Consider the following 23,284-nt stretch of genomic DNA (forward strand, 5'->3'; position numbering starts at 1 on the left):
TGGGCGCCCATGTTCTCGAACTTGTCCTCGAGCTCGATCTCCTTGGCGACGGTGACGCCGTCCTTGGTGATGCGGGGAGCGCCGAACGACTTGTCGAGCACGACGTTGCGGCCCTTGGGGCCGAGCGTGACCTTCACCGCGTTGGCGAGAATGTCGACGCCGCGCAGCATCTTGTCGCGCGCATCAACCGAGAATTTGACTTCTTTGGCTGCCATGTGGATTTTTCCTTGGATGTTTGACTGGAGGGAGGAGAGGGGCTCTTAAGCCGCCTTCTTCTTGGACTCGCTGACTTCGAGAACGCCCATCACGTCGCTCTCCTTCATGATCAGCAGGTCCTGGCCGTCGATCTTGACCTCGGTGCCGGACCACTTGCCGAACAGCACGCGGTCGCCGACCTTCAGGTCGATCGGGATCAGCTTGCCGGATTCGTCGCGGCCACCGGGACCAACGGCGACGACTTCGCCCTGGGAGGGCTTTTCCTTGGCAGTGTCGGGAATGATGATGCCGCCAGCGGTCTTCTCTTCTGCGTCGATGCGCTTGACCACGACGCGGTCGTGAAGCGGACGGAATTTCATGCAGTCCTCCTAAGCATTTGCTCGGGTTGAGATTTTGAGATTGTTAGCAATCGGTGCCCGCGAGTGCTAGCACACGCGGAGCTGAAATAGGACAGGAATTTTGCGGGAGCAAGGGTTTGTAGCAAAAAAATCAGCACTCGGAAGCTCGGATTGCCAGCTTCTCTCGCCATCGTTAACCGAGCCTCGCCCCCGTATTAGCACGGAGCGTCCTCTGCTGCTAACGCGTTGAATTTCAACAGCTTGTTAAACTTTTGGGCTTGAGATGAATTGTCAGTTTGCGTCACATTTCTCTCATGTGAGCGCATCAGTACCGGGTGGCTCGTAAGGCGCACACCGACCAAGCCGCCCCTTGAATGCGCTCCTGCAAAGGAGGTCTGGCATGGGACTGCGGAATGGGGCCGTTTCCGAGGATTTCCGGAAACAGATGTTGGGTTACGGGCTGACGACGGCGCAGATCCTCTATCGGATGCCGGATCATCCCTCGCTGCTTCAGACCTACGTCTGGCAGAACTACGACATGTTTCCGAAATTTCCGGCGCTGAAGGATTTCCTGGCGTTCTGGCAGGAGAAGCTCGACGGCCCCCTGCATTCGGTCACCGTGGCGCATTCCAAGCTGATCAAGCCGGCCGAGCTGCGCGCCGTGGACGGCGTGTTCCGGCTGCATTGAGAGAACACAGGTCTCGAAGAGTGGGCAAAGGCGCCCCTGCGCCGTGCCCACGATCTTTCCAACCCGGCCACAGACGCGTGGGCACGCTTCGCTTTGCCCACCCTACGTTATCTCTTCGATACTCCGTTGGAGCTGCGCCGGGCTGCATTGAGACGAACATAGGTCTCGTAGGGTGGGCAAAGGCGCCCTTGCGCCGTGCCCACGATCTTTCCAATGCGGCCACGGACGCGTGGGCACGCTTCGCTTTGCCCTACGATATCTCCTCGATATCTCCGTTGGAGCCGCGCCGGGCGAGCGCGCTATCCCGTCATTGCTTGAGGGGAAATCAGGCGGCGCTGCTGCAATAGCGCTGCCACATCGCGCGATAGGCCTCGTCCACCGCCCGTGCGTATGAGACCGGGTTGCCGGCGGCCGCAGCATTGATCCGTCCGGGCAGCTCGCGGCGCAACTGATCGAGCGTGCCGATCTCGGCCGCATGGCTGGTGGCGATCTCGATATAGGCCGCATCGCTGTCCGCGACCCAGTCCGGCAGGCCAAGTGCGGTGAGGATGGACCCGGCCGCACGGCTGGGCAGGCTGCTGCCGAGCTTCGCCACCACCGGCACGCCCATCTGCAAGGCTTCCCACGTGCTGACGCCGCCATTCTGCGGGAACGGGTCGAGGGCGATATCGACGCGATTGAACGACGCCAGATGTTCGTCGCGCAAGGTGGCTCCGAGCAGATCGACGCGCTCGACCGGCAATCCGCAAGCCGCAAACCGCGCCAGCAGATTGTCGCGGACCAGTTGATCGTCCAGCGCAACGTCCTTGATCAGCAGGCGCGAACCCGGCACCCGTTCGAGAATCCTGGCCCAGACCTTTGCTGCCTCGTCCGAGATCTTGCTGATGCGGTTGAAGACACCGAATGTGACGAATCCGTTCGCGATCGCCGGGGTCGGCGCGCGGTCGATCCCGGCCGGCAGTGGCGTCAGTGTCACGAAGCAGGGCAGGTCGACAACAGTCTCCGCAAACAAATGCCGGACCGTCGAAGGAATCGCGACGGGGTCCGAGAACAAATAATCGATGGTCGGCAGCCCGGTCCCCGTGCCGTGGCCCCAGCCGTGCACCTGGATCGGGGCCGGCTTGCGCGCAAACACGCTGAGGCGGTTTCCCCTGGTGTGGCCGGACAGATCGATCAAGATATCGACGCCATCGGCGCGGATCTCCGCGGCGAGGCGATCGTCGGTCCATTGCGAGGCATCGCGCCAGCGGTCGGCGATCCCCTGAAATTCCCGGGTCGTCGCGTCCAGTTTGGACGAACAGGAATAGCACACGATCTCGAACTGGGCCCGGTCATGGTGCTGCAGCACCGGCTTGAAAATGAACGCGGCCGAATGCGCGTTGAAGTCCGACGAGACATAGCCGAGCACCAGACGGCGATCCGCCTCGCGGCTGTTGTCATGCGGTCCCGCCGCTTCCGAGGCGATCTTCGCGCCGATCCGCTCCCACCATAATTGCCGCGCCTGTTGATGCTGCTCGACGCCGGCATCCGCCATGAAATCCAGCGTGAATATCTTGTTGGAGATCGCGCTCTGAAGGTCAGGCTGGATGTCGAGGGCTCTGTCGAAGCTGGCGAGGGCTTCCTCGACCCGCCCAAGTCCGGCGAGACAAAGGCCCAGTACCAAGTGAGCTTGAATGGAATCGGGAGCGATCGCGAGGGCCTTCTCGCAATCGTGCGATGCCTTGGCAATTTGCTGGATCTGGAGCAGGACACCGGCCCGCGCGATCCATCCATTCGCGTCGTCGGGGGCCAGCGCGATGGCCCGATCGCCGTCTGCCAGGGCTTCGTCAAATCGCTGGAGTTCCCGCAAAGCGATGGCGCGGTTCGCGAGCGCCGCCGCATAGTCGGGCTTGATCGAGAGCGCGCGGTTCAGGCTCGCGACGGCCTCGTCATAGTTGCGCTGACGGCAGAGCGCCCAGCCCCGGCCATTATGGGCTTCGGCAAGCCCTGGGTTGAGCACGAGCGCCTTGTCGTAGCTGTGCAGCGCCTCGTCGTGACGGTCGAGGGCGACGCTCGCATTGCCGAGATTGGACAGGGTTAGCGCGTGGTTGCGTCGCAAGGCGAGGGCTTTTCGATAGCTCGCGCAGGCCTCCTCGTGACGCCGTAGTCCGTTGAGGGCGACGCCCAGGCTCATATGAGCGTCGGCCGACCGCGGATCGACGGCGACCGCCCGGCTCAGCAGGATTTCGGCTTGCTGATAGTTTTTGGCATCGGATTCCAAAATGCCGAGCATGTGCAGCGCGATGAATTGCTTGGGTGCGAGCTGCAGGAGCTGGCGATAGGCGGCCTGGGCCTCCGGCAGGAGTCCCATCTTGTGCAGCTGGAGTGCGTGCCCGAGCAATGGCAGCACTTCGGCCTTTTGTCGTTTCTGAAGCCGGGCATTTTGAAATGCACGCTGGCCTACGCTGCCGCCCATGAATCAATTCCCCCAGAATCTCAGGGGCGAGACTAATTCAGCGTGAGAACCAATACGAGACGCCGGCCGTCCGCCACGACAGCTTGGGGCAAGCTACGACTTGATTGGACATGGAGTGACGGGCCCTTGCGCCCGCAATTGCTGCCTCGTCCAAGACTGGATAATCTGCCTTCGGGTTGTCCCCCGTTCGGCGGGCGCGGCTCAGATCAGGGAGGCAGACAATGGCCAAGCAAAAGGCATCAAGACCCGCAACGAAGGCCGCGGTGAAGAAGCGCAGCGGCGCAAAGGCCGCGGCGCGATCCTCGGCGCGCAAGGCGGTCAAGGCGAAGGCACGCATTGTGGCGCCGAAAAAGCCCGCGCGCCCGCGGCAACGCATCGCCATCAGCCATCACCGCGAGGAAGACTTCAAGGCCGACGGCCTGCGCGCCTACGCGAAATACCGCGACCTCGGCATTGCCGAGGCCACCCACGGTCTCGCGCAGGCGCATGTGATCCGCCTGCAGGGCCCCTGCAATCCGGCCGAGGTCTCGAAGCTGCACTTCCACGACGTCGAATTCCAGATGGTCTACGTGCTCAAGGGCTGGGTGAAGACCTACATGGACGGGCAGGGCGAGACGCTGATGAAGGAAGGCAGCGCCTGGACCCAGCCGCCGAAGATCAAGCACATGATCCTGGATTACTCCGATGACGTCGAGCTGCTGGAGGTGATCTTGCCGGCGGAGTTCAGAACGGTGGAGTTGAAGGCGTAGGGAGCTGTCCGAAACGCGCACCTATCTCTGTCCACTCGTCATTGCGAGCGAAGCGAAGCAATCCAGAAATTCATCTGCGGGAACGGTCTGGATTGCTTCGTCGCAAGGGCTCCTCGCAATGACGGCGGAGAGACCTACGCCACCACCCCCACCACCGCGCCCATCACGCACGTGGTCAGCGTTCCCGACACGATCGACTTCAGCCCGAGCGCGTTGATCTCCTCGCGCCGCTCCGGCGCCATCACCCCTAGGCCGCCGATCATGATGCCGAGGCTGGCGAAATTGGCGAAGCCGCACATCGCGTAGAGCATGATCAGGCGCGAGCGCGGATCGAGCGCGCTGGGCGGCAGCTTCGAGAAGTCGACATAGGCAATCAACTCGTTGAGCACGGTCTTGGTGCCCATCAGGCTGCCGGCGGTGACGGCCTGATCCCACGGCAATCCCATCAGCCAGCACACCGGCGCCATCACCAGGCCCAGCAGCCGTTGCAAGGAGATCGCGGCGCCGCCGATCTCAGGCAGCAGGCCGAGCATGGCATTGACGAGATAGACCAGCGCCACCAGCACCAGCAGCATGGCGACGATGTTGAGCAGCAGCTCGAGGCCGGCGGTGGTGCCCTTCACGATCGCGTCCATCGTGCCGGACACGTCCATCTCGGGATCTTCAAGCACGCCGCCGGTGCGCTTGTCCGAGATTTCAGGCACCATGATCAGGCTGACGAGGATCGCGGCCGGCGCGCCCAGCACGGAGGCGATCACGAAATGCGCGGCGGCGTCGGGGATGAGGGGAGCAAGCAGCGTCGCATAGAGCACCAGTACCGTGCCGGCGATGCCGGCCATGCCGCCGGTCATCACCAGGAACAATTCGCTGCGCGTCATCTGCTTGAGGTAGGGCCGCACGAACAGCGGGGCCTCGACCATGCCGAGAAAGATGTTGGCGGCCGTCGACAGGCCCACCGCGCCGCCGACGCCGAGCGTTCGCTCCAGCAGCCAGGCCATGCCGCGCACGATTGGCGGCAGCACGCGCCAGTGGAACAGCAGCGTCGTCAGCACGCTCATGACCAGCACGATCGGCAGCGCCTGGAACGCCAGGATGAAATCGGCGCCCGGCACCTTGACATCGAAGGGCAGGGGGCCGCCGCCGATATAGCCGAACACGAAGGCGGACCCGGCGCGCGAGGCCGCGGAGATCGCACCGACCGCGTCATTGATGGCGCCAAAGGCATGCGCGACGACCGGCAGCTTCAGCAGCACGATCGCAGTGGCGAAGGTGACGACGAGCCCGACCGCCGCCTGTCGCAGCGACACGGCGCGCCGGTTCTCCGCCAATGCGAAGGCGATCAACAGCAATACGAAAATGCCGAGTGCCGATTGCAAGCGCAGCATGATGTCCCCAAACCCCCAATGATTATGGCCGCGGCTGCGCTGCAAAGGCAATGCCGGGCGGTCCGGGACGCGGCCGAGGTCTCGTGTCCCGGACAAGCTGCAACGCGTCAGCGTTGCAGCGCAGAGCCGGGACCCAGGAGACCAGGAACGAGATCGCGGAGGCATGGCCCCCGGCTCGGCAGCGTGATCGTATGCCGCGCTGCGTCCGGGGCACGAGACCGATGCCCCGGATTGCTGCCCGCAAGGAGGGCACGGACAGAGCACAGCGGAATCAATGAGATCCCTACTGTGCATGGGGTTGTTTTTCAGTTTTTGAGATCAGCCCCGTCCGACGAACGGCATCTTGGTGGCCATCACCGTCATGGTCAGCACGTTGGCATCGAGCGGCAGGCTGGCCATATAGGCCACGGCATCGCCGACAGCCTTGGCGTCCATGCGCGGCTCGTGCTTGGTGGTGCCGTCCGGCTGCAGCACGCCGGGACCGTTGACCATGCGGTCGGTCATCGGCGTCGCGGCATTGCCGATATCGACCTGGCCGACCGCGATGTCGTACATGCGGCCGTCGAGGTTGCTGGCCTTGGTCAGGCCGGTGATGGCGTGCTTGGTCGAGGTGTAGGCCGCCGAGAACGGCCGCGGCGCATGCGCCGAGATCGAGCCGTTGTTGATGATGCGGCCGCCGCGCGGGGTCTGGTCCTTCATGATGCGGAAGGCGTGCTGGGTGCACAGGAACGGCCCGGTGAGGTTGGTGTTCACCACCGCCTGCCACTGCTCGAGGCTGAGATCCTCGAAGTTCACGGCTGGCGCGCCCATGCCGGCATTGTTGAACAGCACGTCGAGGCGGCCATAGGTCGCCTTCACCTTGTCGAACAGCGCGGCGATGGAATCCGGCTTGGTCATGTCGGCGGTGACGCACAGGCTTTTTCCCGCCGGGCCGAGCTTTGCGGTCTCCTCGAGCATGTCGAGCCGGCGCCCGGTGAGCACCACGGTGAAGCCGGTATTCATCAGCGCCAGCGAGGCCGCGCGCCCGACGCCGGTGCCGGCGCCCGTCACCACGGCGATCTTTTTTGCTTCACTCATCGTTTCCTGCCTTTTCTCACGTTGTCAGGTTTTCGGTTCTTTTTCGTTTTTGTAGGGCGGCCGCGGAATGTTCTGATGCGCTGCGCGCAGCGCCGCCGACCAGCGCGAGCGCAGGTCGTGGAAATAGGGCTCGCCCGCCTCGATGCGGTGGTTGAGATCGGCCTCGCAGGCGTCCGAGCGCACCACCAGCACGTCGATCGGCAGGCCGACACCGAGATTGGAGCGCATCGTCGAGTCCATCGAGATCAGGCCGGTCTTCAGCGCCTCGTAGAGCTCGACGTCGTAATGCATGGCACGATCGAGCACCGGCTTGCCGTATTTGTGCTCGCCGATCTGCAGGTAGGGCGTGTCGGTGGTGCACTCGATGAAATTGCCGGCGGTGTAGACCATGAACAGGCGCATCCGCGAGCCCTTGATCTGGCCGCCGAACAGGAAGGAGACGTCGAAGGACACGTCCTCGGACTTCAAGGCAGGGCCTTCGGTGGCGTGCACCGCCCGGATCGCCCGGCCGATGCGCTGGGCGGCCTGGAACATGGTCGGCGCGTTCATCAGCGTCTCGAGCTCGCCCGTATTGGGGTCCTCCAGGCCTTCGGTCAGCGTGGAGAGCACCGACTGGCTGATGGCGAGGTTGCCGGCGCTGGCGATCGCCATGATGCGTTCGCCGGGCTTGGAGAAGATGTGGAGCTTGCGGAAGGTCGAGACGTTGTCGAGGCCGGCATTGGTGCGGGTGTCGGCGATCATCACCAGACCGTCCCGAACCAGAATTCCGCAGCAATAGGTCATTTCCATTCCTCGAACGCGTTTGCGCGGAATTACTAGCCAATTTCAAGGGCCGCTCCAACCCCCGATTCCGGCCGTCATTCCGGGGCGCGACGAAGTCGCGAGCCCGGAATCCATTCATCCACGAACTCTGTGGCCCGATGGATTCCGGGTTCGCGCTGTGCGCGCCCCGGAATGACAGTCATCCTTGTCGTTCAATCCGCTGCATCGACCAGAAACGCCTCGTCGACGGGCACGCCGAGCGCCGTGACCAGCCGGTTGGTCTCCGCGGCCATGCCGACGATGGCGAGCATCTCGGCATATTCGGCCTCGGTCATGCCCTTGGCTCGTGCGGCGGCGGTGTGCGAATGAATGCAGTAGCTGCAGCCATGCGCGATCGAGACCGCCACGTAAAGCATTTCCTTGACCTTGGGATCGAGCGCGCCGGGCGCCATCACCTCCTTGATGCTCTCCCAGGTCCGCCGCAGCGTCTTCGGATCATGCGCCAGCGCGCGCCAGAAATTGTTGACGAAGTCCGACTTCCGCACCTTGCGGATATCGTCGAAGACGGCGCGCGCTTCGGTGGAGAGTTCATCGTCCGAAAGCAGCTTGACGGTTGCCATGTGGTACCTCGCGGGGCAGGTCTGATCCTCGCGAGTGTAGCACGACCCATGTGTTCGGACGGCGGCGCCTAGCCCTGCCGCTGGGATTGCGATTGCGACGGCCCGCCGCGGCCGGCCTGCTCGACCTTCACGGCCACCGTCAGCGTCTCCGTGCCGCCGCCATAGCGGGTGCCGCGCACCGGGGCCGCGCCGAGATAGTCGAGCCCGATCGCGACGCGGACATGGGCGTCGGTGGCGCAGATGCTGTTGGCGGGATCGAAGCCGACCCAGCCGAGATCGGGCACAAAGGCTTCCGCCCAGGCGTGCCCGGCGTCCTGATGCAACAGACCGTCCGCGCGCAGGAAGTGGCCGGAGACGAAGCGCGCCGGCACGCCGCCGGCGCGGGCGCAGGCTATGAAGATGTGCGCGTAGTCCTGGCACACCCCGCGCTTGAGCGTGAACGCCTCCGCCGCCGAGGTGCCGCTATGGGTCGGGTCCTCGTCGAACGTCATGTGGTCGGCAATCTCAGTCATCAGCGTATGCAGGAAGCCGAGCGTGTCGCTCTCGGCCTCGCTGCGCAACTGACGCGCAACCGCCGTCATCGCCGGATTGACGGAGGTGAGGTCGGTCGAGCGCAGGAACATGCCCGCCGGAAAGCGTTCGTCGGCGCCTCGCAGCACGCCGCCGGTATCGTGGGTCTCGATCAGCCCTTCGGCCGTGATCTGGATGTCGCCGACGGGCCCGCAGGACAGCACGTGGGTGACGTTGCCGAACGCATCCTCATGCGTGTCGAGCTTGGTGTCGGTGGAGACGTCGATCTGCCATTCCGCCACATATTGCCCGTCATGGCTGCCGGGAGTCATGCGCAGGATCTGGATCACGCTCGTGGCCGGCGGCTCGTAGCGATAGGTCGTGGTGTGCAGGATTCGCAGGCGCATGGTGGACCGTGTCGTTGGTTGTGAGGCCCGACTGTTGCCGCAAAGAAACTCGTCATGCCCGGGCTTGTCCCGGGCATCCACGCTCTTCCTCGCCGCGTGAAAGCAAGAACGTGGATGGCCGGGACAAGCCCGGCCATGACGGCATCCCATTTTGTCAGTCGATGGACATCAAATCAAATACTGCTTCGTGATGATTTCGCCCAGCCTGGAATTGTCCGTGATGAATTCCTGAATGAATTCATGCACGCCGTGCTGGAAAATGTCGTTCATGTTGCTGTGTTCCAGCCGGTTGCGGATGCCGCGGGCGTGGCGCTGGGCCGCGCCCTGGCGGCCATAGGCGACGCCGATCTGGTCGAGGTTGCGCACGAGATTACCGTAGCAGCTGGCCAGCGAGCGCGGCAGCGTGTCGTTGAGGATGAGCAGGTCCGCGATCAGCCAGGGCTTCAGCGTCTCGCGATAGACCCAGTGATAAGCCGTCAGCGCCGAGACCGAGCGCAGGATCGAGCTCCACTGATAGAAGTCGAGCGGGCCGCCGACATGCTCCTCCTCGGGCAGCAGCACGTGATACTTCACGTCGAGAATGCGCGCGGTGTTGTCGGCGCGCTCGAGGTGCACGCCCATCCGAGAGAACCAATAGGCGTCGTTGCGCAGCATGGTCCGGTAGGCCGAGCCGTCGAAGCGCAGCGAGGTCTCCTGCACGAAGCGGAGGAATTTGGCGAGCTCCTCTCGCGTCGAGGCGCCCTTGCTCCACACCGCCTGAAGCTCGATCCAGGCCGAGTTGATGGTGTCCCACATCTCGCTGGTCAGCGCGGTGCGCACCGAACGCGAATTCAGCCGCGCCGACTCGATGCAGTTCCTGATCGAGGACGGGTTGTCCGCGGAGAACGAGAGGTATTCGACGACGTTGTGCTCGTTGGCTTCCTCGTAGGTCTGATAGAAGCTGGCGGCGACGCCGGCGGTGAGCAGCGCCGAGTCCCATTCATTGGTCTTGCCGATATAGGCGGCGGGAAGCGCGGTGACGCGCAGCGTCGCGTCGATGGTGCGCGCGAGATATTCGGCCCGTTCGACGTAGCGGGCGAGCCAGTAGAGGTTTTCGGCGGTACGCGACAGCATCTGACTACTCGTCCAGGATCCAGGTGTCTTTGGTGCCGCCGCCCTGGCTCGAATTCACCACCAGGGAGCCTTCCTTCAGCGCGACACGTGTCAGGCCGCCCGGCACGATCGTGGTGCTCTTGCTGCCGGTGAGCACGAAGGGCCGCAGGTCGACATGGCGTGGCGCAAGGCCCGATGCCGTGCAGGTCGGGCAGGTCGAGAGCGCCAGGGTCGGCTGCGCGATGAAACCCTCCGGCTCGCGCTTGAGCTTCTCGCGGAATGCTTCGATCGTGGCTTTCGTCGCAGCGGGGCCGATCAGCATGCCGTAGCCGCCGGAGCCGTGCACTTCCTTGACGACGAGCTCGCTTAGATTGTCCAGCACGTAGGCTAGATCCTTCGGCTCGCGGCAGCGCCAGGTCGGCACGTTCTTCAGGATCGGCTCCTCGCCGAGATAGAATTTCACGATGTCCGGCATGTAGGAGTAGATCGCCTTGTCGTCGGCAATGCCGGTGCCGACCGCGTTGGCGAGCGTGATGTTGCCGGCCGCATAGGCCGACATCAACCCGGGCACGCCGAGTACGGAATCGGGACGGAAGGTGAGGGGATCGAGGAAGTCGTCGTCGACGCGGCGATAGATCACGTCGACCCGCTTCAGCCCTTCCGTCGTCCGCATGAACACTTCGTTGTTCTTGACGATGAGATCGCGGCCCTCGACCAGCTCGATGCCGAGCTTGTCGGCCAGGAAGGAGTGCTCGTAATAGGCCGAGTTGTAGACGCCGGGCGTGAGCAGGGCCACCGTCGGCTCGCTGGACGCGCTTTGCGGCGCGACCGAGCGGAGCGCGGCGAGCAGCTCATCCGGATAGCGCTCGACCGGCGCCACCCTGTGGCGGGCGAACAGGTCCGGAAACAGCCGCATCATGATCTCGCGGTTTTCCAGCATGTAGGACACGCCCGAGGGCGTGCGGGCATTGTCCTCCAGCACGATGAAGTCCTCGGCATCGACGCGGACGATATCGATGCCGGCGATGTGCACATAGACGTCGTGCGGCACTTGCTGGCCGTTCATCTCGGGCCGGAACACCGGATTCTGGAAGATCAAGTCGTCAGGCACGATTTCGGCGCGGAGGATGTCGCGGCCGTGATAGATGTCGCGCAGGAACATGTTGAGTGCGCGCACGCGCTGCTTCAGGCCCTTCTCCAGCAACGTCCATTCCCTGCCGGACATGATCCGCGGGATCACGTCGAACGGGATCAGGCGCTCGGTGGACTCGGCCTCGCCGTAGACCGCGAAGGTGATGCCGATCCGGCGGAACAGGAGCTCGGCCTCCTGGCGGCGATATTCGAGCGCCTCGGGAGGCGTCTCCTTGAGCCAGCGCGCCAGCTCCTGATAGGCGGGGCGAAGGTCCCCGCCGGGAATGTTCATTTCATCAAACGCGACTGCCATAGATCCCGACTTGTCTCCGCAAGGCGTTGCGCCATTGCACAGGCCGCAAGGCCTTGTTGAAGACCGCAACGTCCTGTGGCCATGCGGCAAGAGTGCATGACTTTCATGTGGTAGCAAGGGCCGGGCCAGCGCGATAAGCATGGACTGGCAGCATTTGCCTGGGGTGGCCGGCGGCTTGCCCGAAAAAATGGCGGAGGACTGCTTATTTCGGCAGCAAAACCGCGTGACTTCAACGCGTTACCCCGGCAAAGTCGACGCTACAGGTGAGGGACTTAAGTTATGAGCGAGATCGTCACGGCGGGCATTCTGGTCATTGGCGACGAGATCCTGTCCGGCCGAACCAAGGACAAGAATATCGGTTTCATCGCCGAATACCTGACCAATATCGGCATCGACCTGAAGGAAGTCCGGGTCGTCTCCGACGACGAGGCCGACATTATCGCGGCCTTGAATGCACTGCGGCATCGCTACGCCTACGTCTTCACCACTGGCGGCATCGGGCCGACCCATGACGACATCACCGCCGACAGCGTCGCCAAGGCGTTCGGGGTCGGCATCGACCACCACCCGGAGGTCGTCGCTCGTTTCCGCGAGCGCTGGAGCGAGCAGGATCTCAACGAGGCCCGCCTGCGCATGGCCCGCATCCCCGACGGTGCCGAGCTGATCCAGAGCGCGACCATCCTCGCTCCCGGCTTCAAGATCGGCAATGTCATCGTCATGGCGGGCGTGCCCTCGATCATGCAGGCGATGATGGACATCGTTGCGCCCAAGCTGAAGTCGGGCATGCGCATGCTCTCCGACACGGTGCGCGCCAATGCGCGCGAGGGCGACATCGGCGGTCCGCTGCGGGCGATCGCCGCCGCCCATCCCGACACCATCATCGGCAGCTATCCCTTCATGGACGAGGACTCGAAACCGAACACCAACCTGGTGGTACGCTCGCGCGATCCCGAGAAGCTGACGGCAGCGATGGCTGCGGTGAAGGAGATGCTGGCAGGATTGAACGTCAGCCGTTAAAGCCGGCGGCTTGCTGGACGTTTTACGACGCAGGAGACGACAATGGCTGGTGAAGCACCGGAACTGAGCGCACAGGAGCGGGCGGGCAGGGCCTTTCCGGTCTCGTGGGACCAATTCCACCGGGATTGCCGGGCGCTGACCTGGCGGCTCAACGAGGTCGGTCCGTTCCACGCGGTGATCGCGATCACGCGCGGCGGCCTCGTGCCGGCCGCGATCGTGGCGCGCGAGCTTGGCGTGCGCGTGATCGATACGGTCTGTATCGCCAGCTACGATCACGACAAGCAGGGCGAGCTCCAGGTCCTCAAGGGCATTTCGGAACAGGCGATGAAACTAGGCGGCGGCACCGGCAAGGGGCTGTTGATCGTCGACGACCTCGTCGACACCGGCAAGACCGGCCGGCTGGTGCGCGAGATGCTGCCCGATGCGCATTTCGCAACCGTCTACGCCAAGCCGAAGGGCCGCCCGCTGGTCGACACCTTCATCACGGAAGTCTCGCAGGACACCTGGATCTTCTTCCCCTGGGATACCGCCTTGTCCTATCACCCGCCGCTGCGCGACGGGGCGGCGTAGGGGGAGTCATTCCGGGGCGATGCGAAGCATCGAACCCGGAATCTCGAGATTCCGGGTCTGGTCCTTCGGACCATCCCGGAATGACGACAGCAGAATAGTCGCCCCATGCCCCTGCAAAACCGCGTCGCGCCCACAGGCGACATCATCGCCACTCCGCATCGCGGCATGTTCACCGGCAATCGCGGCATCATCCACGATCCCGCGACGAAGACGCTGCTGAAGAAGCGCTGGTCGTCGCCGGCCTGGATCACCTGCCTATGCGAATTCCGCGGCTGGCGGCGACCGGTGATGGCGCGGCGGAGCTGGACCGAGCTGTTCTTTCTCGACGAAGCCACCGCCCTTGCCGCAGGGCACCGCCCCTGCTTCTTCTGCCGCCGCCACGATGCCAACCGCTTCCGCGCGGCATGGGAGCGAGGCAATGGCGCAAGCAAGGTGAGCGCAAAGGCAATGGACGCCCAGCTGCATCGGGAGCGTCTGGACCACGGCCGCAAGCGCATGCACGCGCTGCAGGTGCCGCTCGCAGACTTGCCCGATGGCGCGATGGTGCAGCAGGGCGAGCAGAGCTATCTCATAGCGAAAGGCCGGCCGTTGCTATGGTCGCCCGCCGGCTATGCCCGCACCGAGCGCGAGCCGGAGAGCCCGATGTTGCTGACGCCTCCGTCCACATTGCGGGCGCTGAGCGCCGGATATCGGCCGGCGCTGCATCCGACCGCTCTGGACTAGCAGAGGGACTTGCGCATCGCCGCCGTCACCCCAGCTTCTCGCGCGCCAGCGCGGCGCCGGCGCCGAGCGCCATCAGCTTGGCCTCGGCGATCTCCCGCCGCATCGGCGCCATGCCGCAATTGGTGGTGGCGATGATGTTGCTCTTGGGCACGAATTTCGACACCGCGTCGATCACCTTCACGACGTCCTCGGCGGTCTCCACCGTGTCGCTGGCGACGTCGATCACGCCGGCCTGCACGATCTTGGTCTTGAGCAGCGCCAGCAGGTCGAGCGGCACCTTCGAATTGCGGCACTCGATCGCAACCTGCTGGATCGGGCTCGCGTCGATTGCCGGGAAGATCTGCTCGTACTGCCGCCATTGGCTGCCGAGTGTTTCCTTCCAGTCGGTGTTGGCCTTGATGCCGTAGCCGTAGCAGATGTGAACGGCGGTTGCGCAGGTGAGGCCTTGCGCGGCGCGCTCCAGCGCCTTGATGCCCCAATCGTTGACCTCGTCCATGTAGACGTTGAAGGCGGGCTCGTCGAACTGCACGAGATCGACGCCGTCGGCCTGCAAGGCCTTGGCTTCCTCGTTGAGCAGCTCGGCGAAGGCAAACGCCATCTTGACGCGATCGCCGTAGTAGCGATCGGCGATGGTGTCGATGATGGTCATCGGGCCGGGCAGCGTGAACTTCAGCTTCTTCCCGGTGTGCATACGCGCCACCCGCGCCTCGAAGGCATGGACGCGATCCTTCAGGCGGAGCGGCGCGATGACCTGCGGCACCATCGCCTTGTAGCGGTCTTTCCGGATGCCCATCTCGACCTTGTGGGCGAAATCGATGCCTTCGATCTTCTCGAGGAAGCCGTGGACGAAATGCTGACGGGCCTGCTCGCCCTCGGTGACGATGTCGATGCCGGCGTCCTCCTGGATCTTCAGCCAGATCAGAGTCGCGTCGCGCTTGGCGCGGAGAAGCTCGTCGCCTTGCGACTTCCAGGGCGCCCAGAGCATGTTGGGCTCGGCGAGCCATTCCGGCTTCGGCAAGGAGCCGGCGATCGTGGTTGGAAACAGCATGGCGGCCCTCCCGGCAGGTTGAGTTGCGCCCCTTCCTGCCATGTCCTAACGTCGAGGTACAGAACAACAAAAGTCGTCATTTGGCTGGCGGCATCGACAGGGAAGGCCCGAAGGAAATGCCAAGGGACAGGTCATGATCGACCTCTATTACGCGCCGACACCGAACGGCTGGAAGATCTCGATCATGCTGGAGGAGCTCGGGCTTCCCTACACCGTGAAGCCCGTCGACATCCGCGCCGGCGAGCAGTTCGCTCCCGAGTTCCTGGCGATCTCCCCGAACAACCGCATCCCCGCGATTGTCGACCACGCACCCGCCGACGGGGGCGAGCCGTTCTCGGCCTTCGAGACCGGCGCAATCCTGATCTATCTCGCGGAAAAGACCGGCCGCTTCCTGCCTGCCGATCTGCGCGGCCGCTCGATCACGATCCAGTGGGTGATGTGGCAGATGGCCGGCCTTGGCCCCATGCTCGGTCAGCATGGCCATTTCGCACTCTATGCGGCCGAGAAGATTCCTTACGCGATCGAGCGCTACCGCGACGAGGCGGCCCGGCTCTACGGCGTGCTTGACCGGCAGCTCGAGAAGACCGGCGCCTACGTCGCCGGCGATTATTCCATCGCCGACATCGCCTGCTTCCCCTGGACCATGACCCACAAGGCGCAGGGCTTTACGCTGGACGATTATCCGAACGTCAAACGCTGGTACGCCGAGGTCCGCGCCAGGCCGCAGGTGCAGGCGGGGCTGGCGATCGGCAAATTCGTCAAAGAGCCGTTCGACGAGGAATCACGCAAGATCATGTTCGGGCAACGGGCTAAGGAAGTGTTGGGAAGGAAGTAGACCTGTCATTCCGGGGCGGCGCGTTGCGCCGAGCCCGGAATCCATCGGGCCGCAGCGACGGTGGCCAAATGGATTCCGGGCCTGCGCCTGCGGCGCATCCCGGAATGACAAACAAACAAGGAAACGACATGATCGAATTCTTCTTCGACTGTTCCAGTCCCTGGACCTATCTCGCCTTCCACAACATCCAGCCGCTCGCCAAGGAGATGGGCGCGGAGATCGTCTGGAGGCCGATCCTGATCGGCGGCATCTTCAACACGGTCAACCCGAGCGTCTACGCTCAGCGCGAAAAGCCGGTGCCGCTGAAGGCGCGCTACATGAAGAAGGATCTTCAGGACTGGGCGCGCTCGGCGGGGCTTGCGATCAAGATGCCGCCGACGGTGTTCCCCGTGAACAGCGTCAAGGCGATGCGCGGCTGCATCTGGCGCGGCAAAGACCGTGTTCGAGGCCTATTGGGGCGAGGACAAGGATATTTCGCAGGATGCGGTGCTCGCCGAGATCTGCAGGAAAATCGGGATCGACGAGCAGAAATTCCTTGCCGGCATTTCGGAGCAGGGGATCAAGGATCAGCTCAAGGCCAATACCGAGGAGGTCGTCGCCCGCGGCGGCTTCGGCTCGCCGACGATCTTCGTGAACAAGACCGACATGTACTTCGGCAACGATCGCCTGCCGTTGATCCGCGAGGCATTGCTGCGCAGCAAGGCGAGCGCGGCCTGATGGTACGCGCTGTCGTATGCCGCGCGCTCGGTGCGCCCGAGACGTTGCGGCTGGAGGAGTTTCCGTCGCGCGCCCTGAAGCCGGGGGAGGTGCGCGTCGCGATCCGCGCCGCCGGACTGAATTTCCCTGACGTGCTGATGGCGGCCGGCGACTATCAGCTCAAGCCTGAGCTGCCGTTCACGCCCGGGATGGAAGCTGCCGGCGATGTCACCGAGGTAGGATCGGAGGCAAGGGGCGTTTCGGTCGGCGACAAGGTCATCGTCAAGATGCGCCATGGGGCCTTCGCTGATGAAGTGGCGGTGACGCCAGCCCAACTCACGCCGATGCCATCGACGTTCGACTACGCCGAGGCCGCGACTTATCTCGCGGGCCACGGCACGGCCTATCACGCGCTGATCGACCGCGGCCGGGTCGAGCCGGGCGAGGTGCTGCTGGTGCACGGCGCCGGCGGCGGCACGGGATTGGCCGCCGTCGAGATCGGCAAGATGCTGGGCGCGATCGTGATCGCGACCGCATCCAGCGACGAGAAGCTCGCCATCGCGAAATCGCGCGGCGCCGATCATCTCATCCGCTACGACCGCGAGCCGTTTCGCGATGCCGTCAAGCGCATCACCGACGGTCGCGGCGTGGACGTCGTGTTCGATCCGGTCGGCGGCCAGGTCTTTGAAGATTCGATGCGCTGCATCGCCTGGGGCGCGCGGCTTCTGGTGATCGGCTTCACCGGCGGCATCGGTTCGGCGAGAACCAATCTCCTGCTGATCAAGGGCGCCAGCGTCATTGGCGTGCGTGCCGGCGAAGCGGTGCGGAAAAATCCTGCGCTTGGCGAAGCGCGCCTGAAGGCGCTGCTGCAATGGGCGGAGGAGGGCAGGCTGCGCCCCAACGTCTCGCATCGCCTGCCGCTGGAGGATTACGCGAAGGCGATGCGGCTTCTGATCGAGCGCAAGGCGATCGGGCGTGTGGCGCTGATGATGGAGTGATCGGCTCTGCCGTCATGATGATGTCGTAGGGTGGGCAAAGCGAAGCGTGCCCACCGTCTCGTTTGGTCGAAAAGAGATGGTGGGCACGGCGCAACCGCGCCTTTGCCCACCCTACGAGTCCGTCACTTGTACTCCCGTTCCGTCCACCACGGGAAGTAATCCGGCATGTCGGTCGAGACCTTGTTCTTGAACTGTGCGGGACGCTTTTCCAGGAACGACACCACGCCTTCCTTGACATCGTCGGAGCGGCCGCGGGCATAGATGCCGCGGCTGTCGACCTTGTGGGCCTCCATGGGGTCGTCTGCGCCCATCATGCGCCACATCATCTGCCGGATCAGCGCCACCGAGACCGGCGCGGTCTTCGCCGCAAATTCCTTGGCGAGCGCGCGGGCGGTCGGCAAGAGATCGTCGGGGGAGACGACCTTGCTGACGAGACGGCCGGCGAGGGCTTCCTGCGCCGGGAAGACGCGGCCGGAATAGCACCATTCCAGCGCCTGCGAGATGCCGACGATGCGCGGCAGGAACCAGCTCGAGGCGGCCTCCGGCACGATGCCGCGCTGGGAGAACACGAAGCCGAACCGCGCCGCGTCGGAGGCAATGCGGATGTCCATCGCGAGCTGCATGGTGACGCCGATGCCGACCGCAGGACCGTTCACCGCCGCGATCACCGGCTTCAGGCACTTGAAGATGCGCAAGGTCACCTGGCCGCCGCCGTCGCGCACCTGCGGATCGCTGTAATCGACCTTGCCGTCGGCGAGGCGCTTCACCGGACCGCGCCGCGCGTCGCGGTCGAACGTTTCGGCGCCGGAGGAGAGATCGGCGCCCGCGCAGAAGCCGCGGCCGGCGCCGGTGACGATGATGGCGCGGACATTGTCGTCCTTGTCGGCGGCATCGAACGCGTCGATCAGCTCGGACTGCATCTGCGCGTTGAAGGCGTTGAGCTTGTCGGGCCGGTTCAGCGTGATGGTGAGGATCTGCTCGGCGATCTCGTATTTGATCGTCTCATACGCCATGGCGGTTTCCTTCCTTTGTTCTTCGCTGCGCAGATGGCAGGGCTCGAGTTTTCTTTACCCTCCCCTGGAGGGGGAGGGTCGATCGCGCGTAGCGCGAGCGGGATGGGGTGATCTCTCCTGTCGGGAACTGTCGGACGTGGAGAGACCGCCACCCCACCCCGTCTCACATTTCGCTCCGCTCAATGCGAGCCGACCCTCCCCCTCCAGGGGAGGGTAAGAAAGAGGCTCCGCATGATGCCTGTCCTGGCTCATTCCCGGCTTGCGCCAAGAGGGCGCAAGCCGGAATGACGACGGCAGCTAATGCGCCGGTGGCTTCGGCCAGGGCCGCTGCGCGCCGCGCAGGCCCTCGAACACCTTGGCCACGCCGAGTACGCCGAGGTCGTCGAAGCGGCGGCCGACGATCTGCACGCCGATGGGAAAACCCTTGGCGTCGAAGCCGCCGTTGAGGGAGATCGCAGGGTTCTCCGACATATTCCACGGCACGGTATAGGCGATGTGCTCGAACGGCTTCATGGGATCGTTGGTCGGCGAGGCCCATTCCGCCGGATAATTCACGTTCGGCGCGGTCGGCGAGATCACATAGTCGAGCTCGCAGAACAGTTTTGCTGCGGCGGCCCGGATCGTCATGGTCTGGTTGAAGCCGCGGATCACGTCGACGCCCGAGAGCTTGGCGCCGGACTCGCCCCACTTGAAGATATAGGGCAGCACCTTGGCCTGGTCGGCCGGCGTCAGCTTCGACAGATCGTCCCACATCCTAGCGCGCCAGAAATTGTCGAGGCCGTCGAGCATCTCGCGCGTCAGGATGCCGTCGACCTCGGTGACGACACAGCCTGCGGATTCGAACGCTTTCGCCGCCTTCACCGCGACCTCGCGCACCGGCTTCTCCAGCGCCAGGCCGCAGCCGGGATCGAGCATCAGGCCGATCCGCAGCTTTCGCGGAGATTTCTCCAGGCCCTTCCAGTTGAGCGGCTCGGCCGGCAGGCTCATGCCGTCGCGCCGGTCGGGCTTTGCGATCACGCTCATCATCAGCGCGCAATCGTCGACCGTGCGGGTCATGGGTCCGGCGACGCGGCCGACATAGGTGGGATCGATCGGCACGCGGCCAAAGCTCGGCTTCAGGCCGACGAGGCCGCACCAGCCCGCGGGCAGGCGCACCGAGCCGCCGATATCGGTGCCGAGGTGCAAGGGACCATAGCCGGCCGCCGCTGCAGCCCCTGCGCCCGCGCTGGAGCCGCCGGGATTCTTGGCGAGGTCCCACGGGTTGCGCGCCAGCGCATGGAAGCTGGAGAGCCCGGAGGACAGCATGCCGTAATCGGGCATGGTGGTCTTGGCGAAGATGATCGCGCCGGCCTCGCGCAGCCGCGCCGCCGGCGGGGCGTCCTTCTCCGCCGGCACCAGCTTGACGCTGGCCGCGCCCAGCGGCACCGGCACGCCCTTGGTCGCGATATTGTCCTTCACCGTGACGGGCACGCCGTCGAGCGCACCGGACGGCTCGCCGCCGGTCCAGCGCGCGGTCGAGGCCTTGGCGGCCTCGCGCGCGCCGTCGGGATCGAATGCATAGAGCGCCTTCAGATGCGGTTCCCACGCCGCGACGTGCGCGAGCACGTCCTCCAGCACCTCGCTCGGCGAGAATTGCTTGGCGCGATAGCCCGCGATCAGATCGACCGCGGACAGGTCGTGCAGCGAGGTGACCGCCTCTTCCGCACGCTTCTTATGCATTGGCACCCACCGGCATCCGCGTCTCGATGATGCGGGCGAACATGCTGGCGCCGATCGGCAGGATCTTGTCGTCGAGCACGAAGCCGGGATTGTGCACCGGCACCGAGCCGTCATGGCCGACCCAGAAATAGGCGCCGGGAATGGTCTCCAGCATGTCGGCGAAATCCTCGCTGCCCATCTTGGGCTGGGCGCGCGTGATCACGTTGGCGGGGTCGACGATGGTGCGCGCGACTTCCTCCACCACCTTGGACTGCTCGACCTGGTTGACCAGCACGCCAAAGGTGTCGCGGATGTCGACGTCGATCACGCACTGGTAGGCGCTGGCGATGCCGGCGCAGATCGTGCGGATGCGTTCGCTGACCAGGGCGCGGACCTCCTTCGAGAAGGTGCGGATGGTGCCGCAAAGATGCGCGTCGCCGGGAATGACGTTGTAGGCGGAGCCTGCGTGGATCTGGGTGATCGACACCACAGCGGCCTGCAGCGGCTCGACGTTGCGGCTGACGATGGTCTGGATCGCCTGCGCCAGCGTGGTCGCGATGATCACGGCGTCCTTGGAGCGCTCGGGCATCGCGCCATGCGCGCCGTAGCCGGTGATGCGCAGGTCGAAGAAGTCGGCGCTGGCCATCGCCGGGCCCGGCAGGATCGCGATCTCGCCATGGTTGAGGTCGGGCGCGTTGTGCAGGCCGTAGAGCTCGTCGCAGGGAAACTTCTCGAACAGGCCGTCCTTGATCATGGCGCGGGCGCCGCCGAGGCCTTCTTCGGCCGGCTGGAAGATCAGGTGCACGGTGCCGTCGAAATTCCTGGTCTCGGCGAGGTAACGCGCGGTGCCGAGCAGCATGGTGGTGTGGCCGTCATGGCCGCAGCCGTGGAAGCGGCCGGGGATTTTCGAGCTCCATTTCAGATTGGTGTTCTCTTCCATCGGCAGCGCGTCCATGTCGGCGCGCAGGCCAATGCGCTTGCTGCCCGAGCCCTTGCCCTTGATGACGCCGATCACGCCGGTGCCGCCGAGGCCGCGGTGCACCTCGATGCCCCAGCTCTTGAGCTTGTCGGCGACGATGCCGGAGGTGCGCACTTCCTCGAAGCCGATCTCGGGATGGGCGTGGAGGTCGCGCCTGATGGCAGTGAGTTCGTCGGCATAGCCGTCGATGCGGTCGATCGTGGGCATGTGTCTTTGTCCGGTCAGCGTGAGGGAGGAGTGAAAGCGGGGCCGTTCGGCTTGATGCGGATGCCCGGACGCAGGCGCGTCCAGGGCAGGGAGGCGGTGTCGGCCGGCATCGCACCGGGCGCGGCGCAGATCATCAGCTGCTCCGCGATCGGCTCGAAATCGGCGCGGAAGTGCACCGAGCTCTTGTTGACGAGAATCTTCTCTTGCGTCGGCTCGATGCCGACATAGCGGTACATCGCCTGGTCGGCGAGCTGGGCCTTGTACGAGCTCACCACGACGCGGACGTCGCCGATGCGCAAGGCTGCGGACGGGCCCATCTCCATCTCGCGGCCGCCGTAATAGGGACCCGGTGCGATGAAGCGGCCGTCGGAGAGCTTTTCGACCACGAAGGTCTCGGTGTAGGGCTCGTCGCCGGGAATGCCGGACTTGCCGCCGAGCGACAGTGTCACGGTGGCGCCGACGCCGGCCGCATGCGCGGCCTTGGCCGATTCCGGATCGTAGATTGCCCCGGTCGCCGCGCTCGCCCTGTTGCGCACCAGCGCGCGCAGCATGCCTGTCGTATCGGAATCGCCGCCGGCGCCGGGATTGTCCTGGGTGTCGGCGATGATGATCGGCTTGCTCGCGCTCTTTGCAAGTTCCATGGCGTGGCGCACGCCGTCATCGGGCGTCCAGATCTTGCCGTCGAAATCGTCCTCGTGGCTTTCGACCAGCCTCACGATCGCATCCGCGGCGCGATCGGCGTCCGCTTGCGTCGTGCCATAGGCGAACACGCTCGGCCCGCAATCGCGGAAGTCGGCGGCGGGAAAGCCTGGCGCGAAAGAGAGCGTCGGAACCGCATCGCTCTCCAGGGCGGCGAGCTTTTCGTAGATGCCTTTGGTGGGCTGGTCGTTGGTGCATTGCCAGCTGATCGGAATCAGGAACGGCAATTGCCGGAACGCCTTTGCGAAGCGCTGCTTCGTCTTCAGCAGCAGCGCGAGATGTCGCGCAGAGCCGCGGCCGGTCTCGGCCATGTCGACATGGGGATAGGTGCGGTAGGCGATCAGCGCGTCGGCATGCTCGATCATCTCGGGGGTGACGTTGGCGTGGAGGTCGAGGCTGGCGACCAGCGGAACGTCCTTGCCGATGACGCGGCGCACGCGCGCCAGGATCTCGCCTTCGCCGTCGTCGAGGTGCTCGGTCACCATCGCGCCGTGCAGGTCGAGATAGACCGCGTCGATCGGGCCCGCGGCCGCGATGCCGTCGACCATCACCTTGACGATGCGCTCGAAGGCGTCCTCGGTGACGTGCGCGGAGGGGCTCGCAGCGGCAGCAATCGTCGGGATGAGTTCCCAGCCGTTGGCCTCGGCGCTGTCGACGAAACCGGCGAGGCCGACATTGATGCGCCGCATCACCTTCAGCACGTCGGCCCCCTCAGTCATCGCCGGCCAGCCGCCGCCATGCTGGAAGTCGGCGAAGGTCGCCTTGGTGGGAGCGAAAGTGTTGGTCTCGTGCAGGAAGCCGCCGACGGCGATACGTGTCATCAATTCAAGTCCAGCGTTGGAAAGTGCGCGACGTTAGCCTTGGCGCGAAGGAGAGAGCAAGGCGGGAAGCACTCGCGCCGTGCATGGCCTCAAGCTGTTTTGGGAATGCTGCGGATGCGCTCCACACTCCGCTGTCATTCCGGGGCGCGCGGACTCTATCCACCGTCATTCCGGGGCGCGCCCACTCGGGCGCGAGCCCGGAATCCATGGCGCTACAGAGTTTGCTGTCCGATGGAT

22 protein-coding genes and 1 pseudogene are annotated in these 23,284 nt (G+C 64.8%); 8 read left to right on the forward strand and 15 right to left on the reverse strand.

The genetic code is table 11. The features are described from left to right. On the reverse strand, positions 1–215 hold a 215-nt coding region (locus D6B98_RS15265), incomplete at its 3' end, for a TCP-1/cpn60 chaperonin family protein (protein WP_283810156.1). A gap of 45 nt (positions 216–260) precedes the next feature. Continuing rightward, entirely contained in the window at positions 261–575 is a 315-nt protein-coding gene (groES, locus tag D6B98_RS15270; RefSeq protein ID WP_024340799.1) for a co-chaperone GroES, read from the reverse strand. A 379-nt stretch (positions 576–954) separates the two neighbouring features. Between groES and D6B98_RS15275 the strand changes: the two genes are divergently transcribed. Further along, positions 955–1,242: an usg protein gene (locus D6B98_RS15275; RefSeq protein ID WP_049820194.1), complete on the forward strand. Its 288-nt coding sequence runs from the start codon at positions 955–957 to the stop codon at positions 1,240–1,242. Between the two features lie 325 nt (positions 1,243–1,567). On the opposite strand, the gene D6B98_RS15280 is transcribed toward D6B98_RS15275, so the two are convergent. Beyond that, positions 1,568–3,697: an O-linked N-acetylglucosamine transferase, SPINDLY family protein gene (locus tag D6B98_RS15280; RefSeq protein WP_126257826.1), complete on the reverse strand. Its 2,130-nt coding sequence runs from the start codon at positions 3,695–3,697 to the stop codon at positions 1,568–1,570. Between the two features lie 221 nt (positions 3,698–3,918). Here D6B98_RS15280 and D6B98_RS15285 point away from each other — a divergent pair, with 221 nt between their 5' ends. Further along, a complete protein-coding gene (locus D6B98_RS15285) occupies positions 3,919–4,446 on the forward strand; it encodes a cupin domain-containing protein (protein ID WP_126257827.1) in 528 nt (175 codons plus the stop codon). 134 nt (positions 4,447–4,580) lie between these two features. On the opposite strand, the gene D6B98_RS15290 is transcribed toward D6B98_RS15285, so the two are convergent. From D6B98_RS15290 to D6B98_RS15320, 7 genes are all read right to left on the reverse strand, one after another. Beyond that, the gene (locus D6B98_RS15290) at positions 4,581–5,831 is read right to left on the reverse strand and encodes a NupC/NupG family nucleoside CNT transporter (protein ID WP_126257828.1); all 1,251 of its coding nucleotides are present in this window, start codon (positions 5,829–5,831) and stop codon (positions 4,581–4,583) included. 318 nt (positions 5,832–6,149) lie between these two features. Further along, on the reverse strand, positions 6,150–6,908 hold the full coding sequence (locus D6B98_RS15295) for an SDR family oxidoreductase (RefSeq protein ID WP_100231326.1): 759 nt from the start codon (positions 6,906–6,908) through the stop codon (positions 6,150–6,152). Positions 6,909–6,932: 24 nt separating this feature from the next. Further along, entirely contained in the window at positions 6,933–7,691 is a 759-nt protein-coding gene (locus D6B98_RS15300; RefSeq protein WP_126257829.1) for a proteasome-type protease, read from the reverse strand. A gap of 191 nt (positions 7,692–7,882) precedes the next feature. Next, positions 7,883–8,290 (reverse strand): carboxymuconolactone decarboxylase family protein, encoded by a 408-nt coding sequence (locus tag D6B98_RS15305; RefSeq protein WP_028141193.1) that lies wholly within the window; start codon positions 8,288–8,290, stop codon positions 7,883–7,885. A gap of 68 nt (positions 8,291–8,358) precedes the next feature. After that, positions 8,359–9,207 carry a transglutaminase family protein gene (locus D6B98_RS15310; RefSeq protein WP_126257830.1) on the reverse strand — a complete coding sequence of 283 codons (849 nt, stop codon included), beginning with the start codon at positions 9,205–9,207 and terminating at the stop codon, positions 8,359–8,361. Positions 9,208–9,375: 168 nt separating this feature from the next. Then, on the reverse strand, positions 9,376–10,320 hold the full coding sequence (locus D6B98_RS15315) for an alpha-E domain-containing protein (protein WP_126257831.1): 945 nt from the start codon (positions 10,318–10,320) through the stop codon (positions 9,376–9,378). A 4-nt stretch (positions 10,321–10,324) separates the two neighbouring features. Beyond that, positions 10,325–11,743: a circularly permuted type 2 ATP-grasp protein gene (locus D6B98_RS15320; RefSeq protein ID WP_126257832.1), complete on the reverse strand. Its 1,419-nt coding sequence runs from the start codon at positions 11,741–11,743 to the stop codon at positions 10,325–10,327. Between the two features lie 279 nt (positions 11,744–12,022). On the opposite strand from D6B98_RS15320, the gene D6B98_RS15325 reads away from it, so the two are divergent. The 3 genes from D6B98_RS15325 to D6B98_RS15335 all read left to right on the forward strand — a co-directional run bounded on the left by D6B98_RS15325 (position 12,023) and on the right by D6B98_RS15335 (position 14,053). Further along, positions 12,023–12,760 carry a competence/damage-inducible protein A gene (locus D6B98_RS15325; RefSeq protein WP_126257833.1) on the forward strand — a complete coding sequence of 246 codons (738 nt, stop codon included), beginning with the start codon at positions 12,023–12,025 and terminating at the stop codon, positions 12,758–12,760. Positions 12,761–12,802: 42 nt separating this feature from the next. Then, positions 12,803–13,330 carry a xanthine phosphoribosyltransferase gene (gene gpt / locus D6B98_RS15330; RefSeq protein ID WP_063195254.1) on the forward strand — a complete coding sequence of 176 codons (528 nt, stop codon included), beginning with the start codon at positions 12,803–12,805 and terminating at the stop codon, positions 13,328–13,330. A gap of 105 nt (positions 13,331–13,435) precedes the next feature. Beyond that, positions 13,436–14,053, forward strand: coding sequence for a hypothetical protein (locus tag D6B98_RS15335; protein WP_126257834.1), 618 nt, complete (start codon positions 13,436–13,438; stop codon positions 14,051–14,053). A 25-nt stretch (positions 14,054–14,078) separates the two neighbouring features. Here D6B98_RS15335 and D6B98_RS15340 read toward each other — a convergent pair whose 3' ends face one another. Further along, positions 14,079–15,101 carry a methionine synthase gene (locus tag D6B98_RS15340; protein WP_126257835.1) on the reverse strand — a complete coding sequence of 341 codons (1,023 nt, stop codon included), beginning with the start codon at positions 15,099–15,101 and terminating at the stop codon, positions 14,079–14,081. Between the two features lie 133 nt (positions 15,102–15,234). Here D6B98_RS15340 and D6B98_RS15345 point away from each other — a divergent pair, with 133 nt between their 5' ends. From D6B98_RS15345 to D6B98_RS15355, 3 genes and pseudogenes are all read left to right on the forward strand, one after another. Further along, complete coding sequence (locus D6B98_RS15345) at positions 15,235–15,936, forward strand: glutathione S-transferase N-terminal domain-containing protein (RefSeq protein ID WP_126257836.1); 702 nt, start codon at positions 15,235–15,237, stop codon at positions 15,934–15,936. A gap of 128 nt (positions 15,937–16,064) precedes the next feature. Then, positions 16,065–16,653: pseudogene (locus D6B98_RS15350) on the forward strand (2-hydroxychromene-2-carboxylate isomerase). Beyond that, positions 16,653–17,630, forward strand: a complete 978-nt coding sequence (locus D6B98_RS15355) for an NADPH:quinone oxidoreductase family protein (protein WP_126257837.1) — start codon at positions 16,653–16,655, stop codon at positions 17,628–17,630. The pseudogene D6B98_RS15350 and the gene D6B98_RS15355 overlap by 1 nt, the downstream one beginning before the upstream one ends. Positions 17,631–17,752: 122 nt before the next feature. Here D6B98_RS15355 and D6B98_RS15360 read toward each other — a convergent pair whose 3' ends face one another. The 4 genes from D6B98_RS15360 to D6B98_RS15380 all read right to left on the reverse strand — a co-directional run bounded on the left by D6B98_RS15360 (position 17,753) and on the right by D6B98_RS15380 (position 23,047). After that, positions 17,753–18,643 (reverse strand): crotonase/enoyl-CoA hydratase family protein, encoded by an 891-nt coding sequence (locus D6B98_RS15360; RefSeq protein WP_126257838.1) that lies wholly within the window; start codon positions 18,641–18,643, stop codon positions 17,753–17,755. Positions 18,644–18,940: 297 nt separating this feature from the next. Further along, complete coding sequence (locus tag D6B98_RS15370) at positions 18,941–20,362, reverse strand: amidase (protein WP_126257840.1); 1,422 nt, start codon at positions 20,360–20,362, stop codon at positions 18,941–18,943. Beyond that, positions 20,355–21,527, reverse strand: a complete 1,173-nt coding sequence (locus tag D6B98_RS15375) for a M20 aminoacylase family protein (RefSeq protein ID WP_126257841.1) — start codon at positions 21,525–21,527, stop codon at positions 20,355–20,357. Before D6B98_RS15375 ends, D6B98_RS15370 begins: the two co-directional genes overlap by 8 nt. Positions 21,528–21,541: 14 nt before the next feature. Beyond that, positions 21,542–23,047 carry a M81 family metallopeptidase gene (locus D6B98_RS15380; protein WP_126257842.1) on the reverse strand — a complete coding sequence of 502 codons (1,506 nt, stop codon included), beginning with the start codon at positions 23,045–23,047 and terminating at the stop codon, positions 21,542–21,544. Positions 23,048–23,284 lie beyond the last annotated feature (237 nt).

The sequence above is a fragment of the Bradyrhizobium sp. LVM 105 genome (assembly GCF_003957705.1).
GTDB lineage: Bacteria > Pseudomonadota > Alphaproteobacteria > Rhizobiales > Xanthobacteraceae > Bradyrhizobium > Bradyrhizobium frederickii.

What these genes read in the sequence shown, in the direction of transcription:
- D6B98_RS15355 (WP_126257837.1), top strand. Translation starts at nt 16,653, where the DNA reads ATGGTACGCGCTGTCGTATGCCGCGCGCTCGGTGCGCCCGAGACGTTG.
- D6B98_RS15275 (WP_049820194.1), top strand. Translation starts at nt 955, where the DNA reads ATGGGACTGCGGAATGGGGCCGTTTCCGAGGATTTCCGGAAACAGATG.
- D6B98_RS15325 (WP_126257833.1), top strand. Translation starts at nt 12,023, where the DNA reads ATGAGCGAGATCGTCACGGCGGGCATTCTGGTCATTGGCGACGAGATC.
- D6B98_RS15305 (WP_028141193.1), bottom strand. Translation starts at nt 8,290, where the DNA reads ATGGCAACCGTCAAGCTGCTTTCGGACGATGAACTCTCCACCGAAGCG.
- D6B98_RS15290 (WP_126257828.1), bottom strand. Translation starts at nt 5,831, where the DNA reads ATGCTGCGCTTGCAATCGGCACTCGGCATTTTCGTATTGCTGTTGATC.
- D6B98_RS15375 (WP_126257841.1), bottom strand. Translation starts at nt 21,527, where the DNA reads ATGCCCACGATCGACCGCATCGACGGCTATGCCGACGAACTCACTGCC.
- D6B98_RS15340 (WP_126257835.1), bottom strand. Translation starts at nt 15,101, where the DNA reads ATGCTGTTTCCAACCACGATCGCCGGCTCCTTGCCGAAGCCGGAATGG.
- D6B98_RS15380 (WP_126257842.1), bottom strand. Translation starts at nt 23,047, where the DNA reads ATGACACGTATCGCCGTCGGCGGCTTCCTGCACGAGACCAACACTTTC.
- D6B98_RS15335 (WP_126257834.1), top strand. Translation starts at nt 13,436, where the DNA reads ATGCCCCTGCAAAACCGCGTCGCGCCCACAGGCGACATCATCGCCACT.
- D6B98_RS15345 (WP_126257836.1), top strand. Translation starts at nt 15,235, where the DNA reads ATGATCGACCTCTATTACGCGCCGACACCGAACGGCTGGAAGATCTCG.
- D6B98_RS15280 (WP_126257826.1), bottom strand. Translation starts at nt 3,697, where the DNA reads ATGGGCGGCAGCGTAGGCCAGCGTGCATTTCAAAATGCCCGGCTTCAG.
- D6B98_RS15370 (WP_126257840.1), bottom strand. Translation starts at nt 20,362, where the DNA reads ATGCATAAGAAGCGTGCGGAAGAGGCGGTCACCTCGCTGCACGACCTG.
- D6B98_RS15310 (WP_126257830.1), bottom strand. Translation starts at nt 9,207, where the DNA reads ATGCGCCTGCGAATCCTGCACACCACGACCTATCGCTACGAGCCGCCG.
- D6B98_RS15300 (WP_126257829.1), bottom strand. Translation starts at nt 7,691, where the DNA reads ATGACCTATTGCTGCGGAATTCTGGTTCGGGACGGTCTGGTGATGATC.
- D6B98_RS15320 (WP_126257832.1), bottom strand. Translation starts at nt 11,743, where the DNA reads ATGGCAGTCGCGTTTGATGAAATGAACATTCCCGGCGGGGACCTTCGC.
- gpt (WP_063195254.1), top strand. Translation starts at nt 12,803, where the DNA reads ATGGCTGGTGAAGCACCGGAACTGAGCGCACAGGAGCGGGCGGGCAGG.
- D6B98_RS15295 (WP_100231326.1), bottom strand. Translation starts at nt 6,908, where the DNA reads ATGAGTGAAGCAAAAAAGATCGCCGTGGTGACGGGCGCCGGCACCGGC.
- groES (WP_024340799.1), bottom strand. Translation starts at nt 575, where the DNA reads ATGAAATTCCGTCCGCTTCACGACCGCGTCGTGGTCAAGCGCATCGAC.
- D6B98_RS15285 (WP_126257827.1), top strand. Translation starts at nt 3,919, where the DNA reads ATGGCCAAGCAAAAGGCATCAAGACCCGCAACGAAGGCCGCGGTGAAG.
- D6B98_RS15315 (WP_126257831.1), bottom strand. Translation starts at nt 10,320, where the DNA reads ATGCTGTCGCGTACCGCCGAAAACCTCTACTGGCTCGCCCGCTACGTC.
- D6B98_RS15360 (WP_126257838.1), bottom strand. Translation starts at nt 18,643, where the DNA reads ATGGCGTATGAGACGATCAAATACGAGATCGCCGAGCAGATCCTCACC.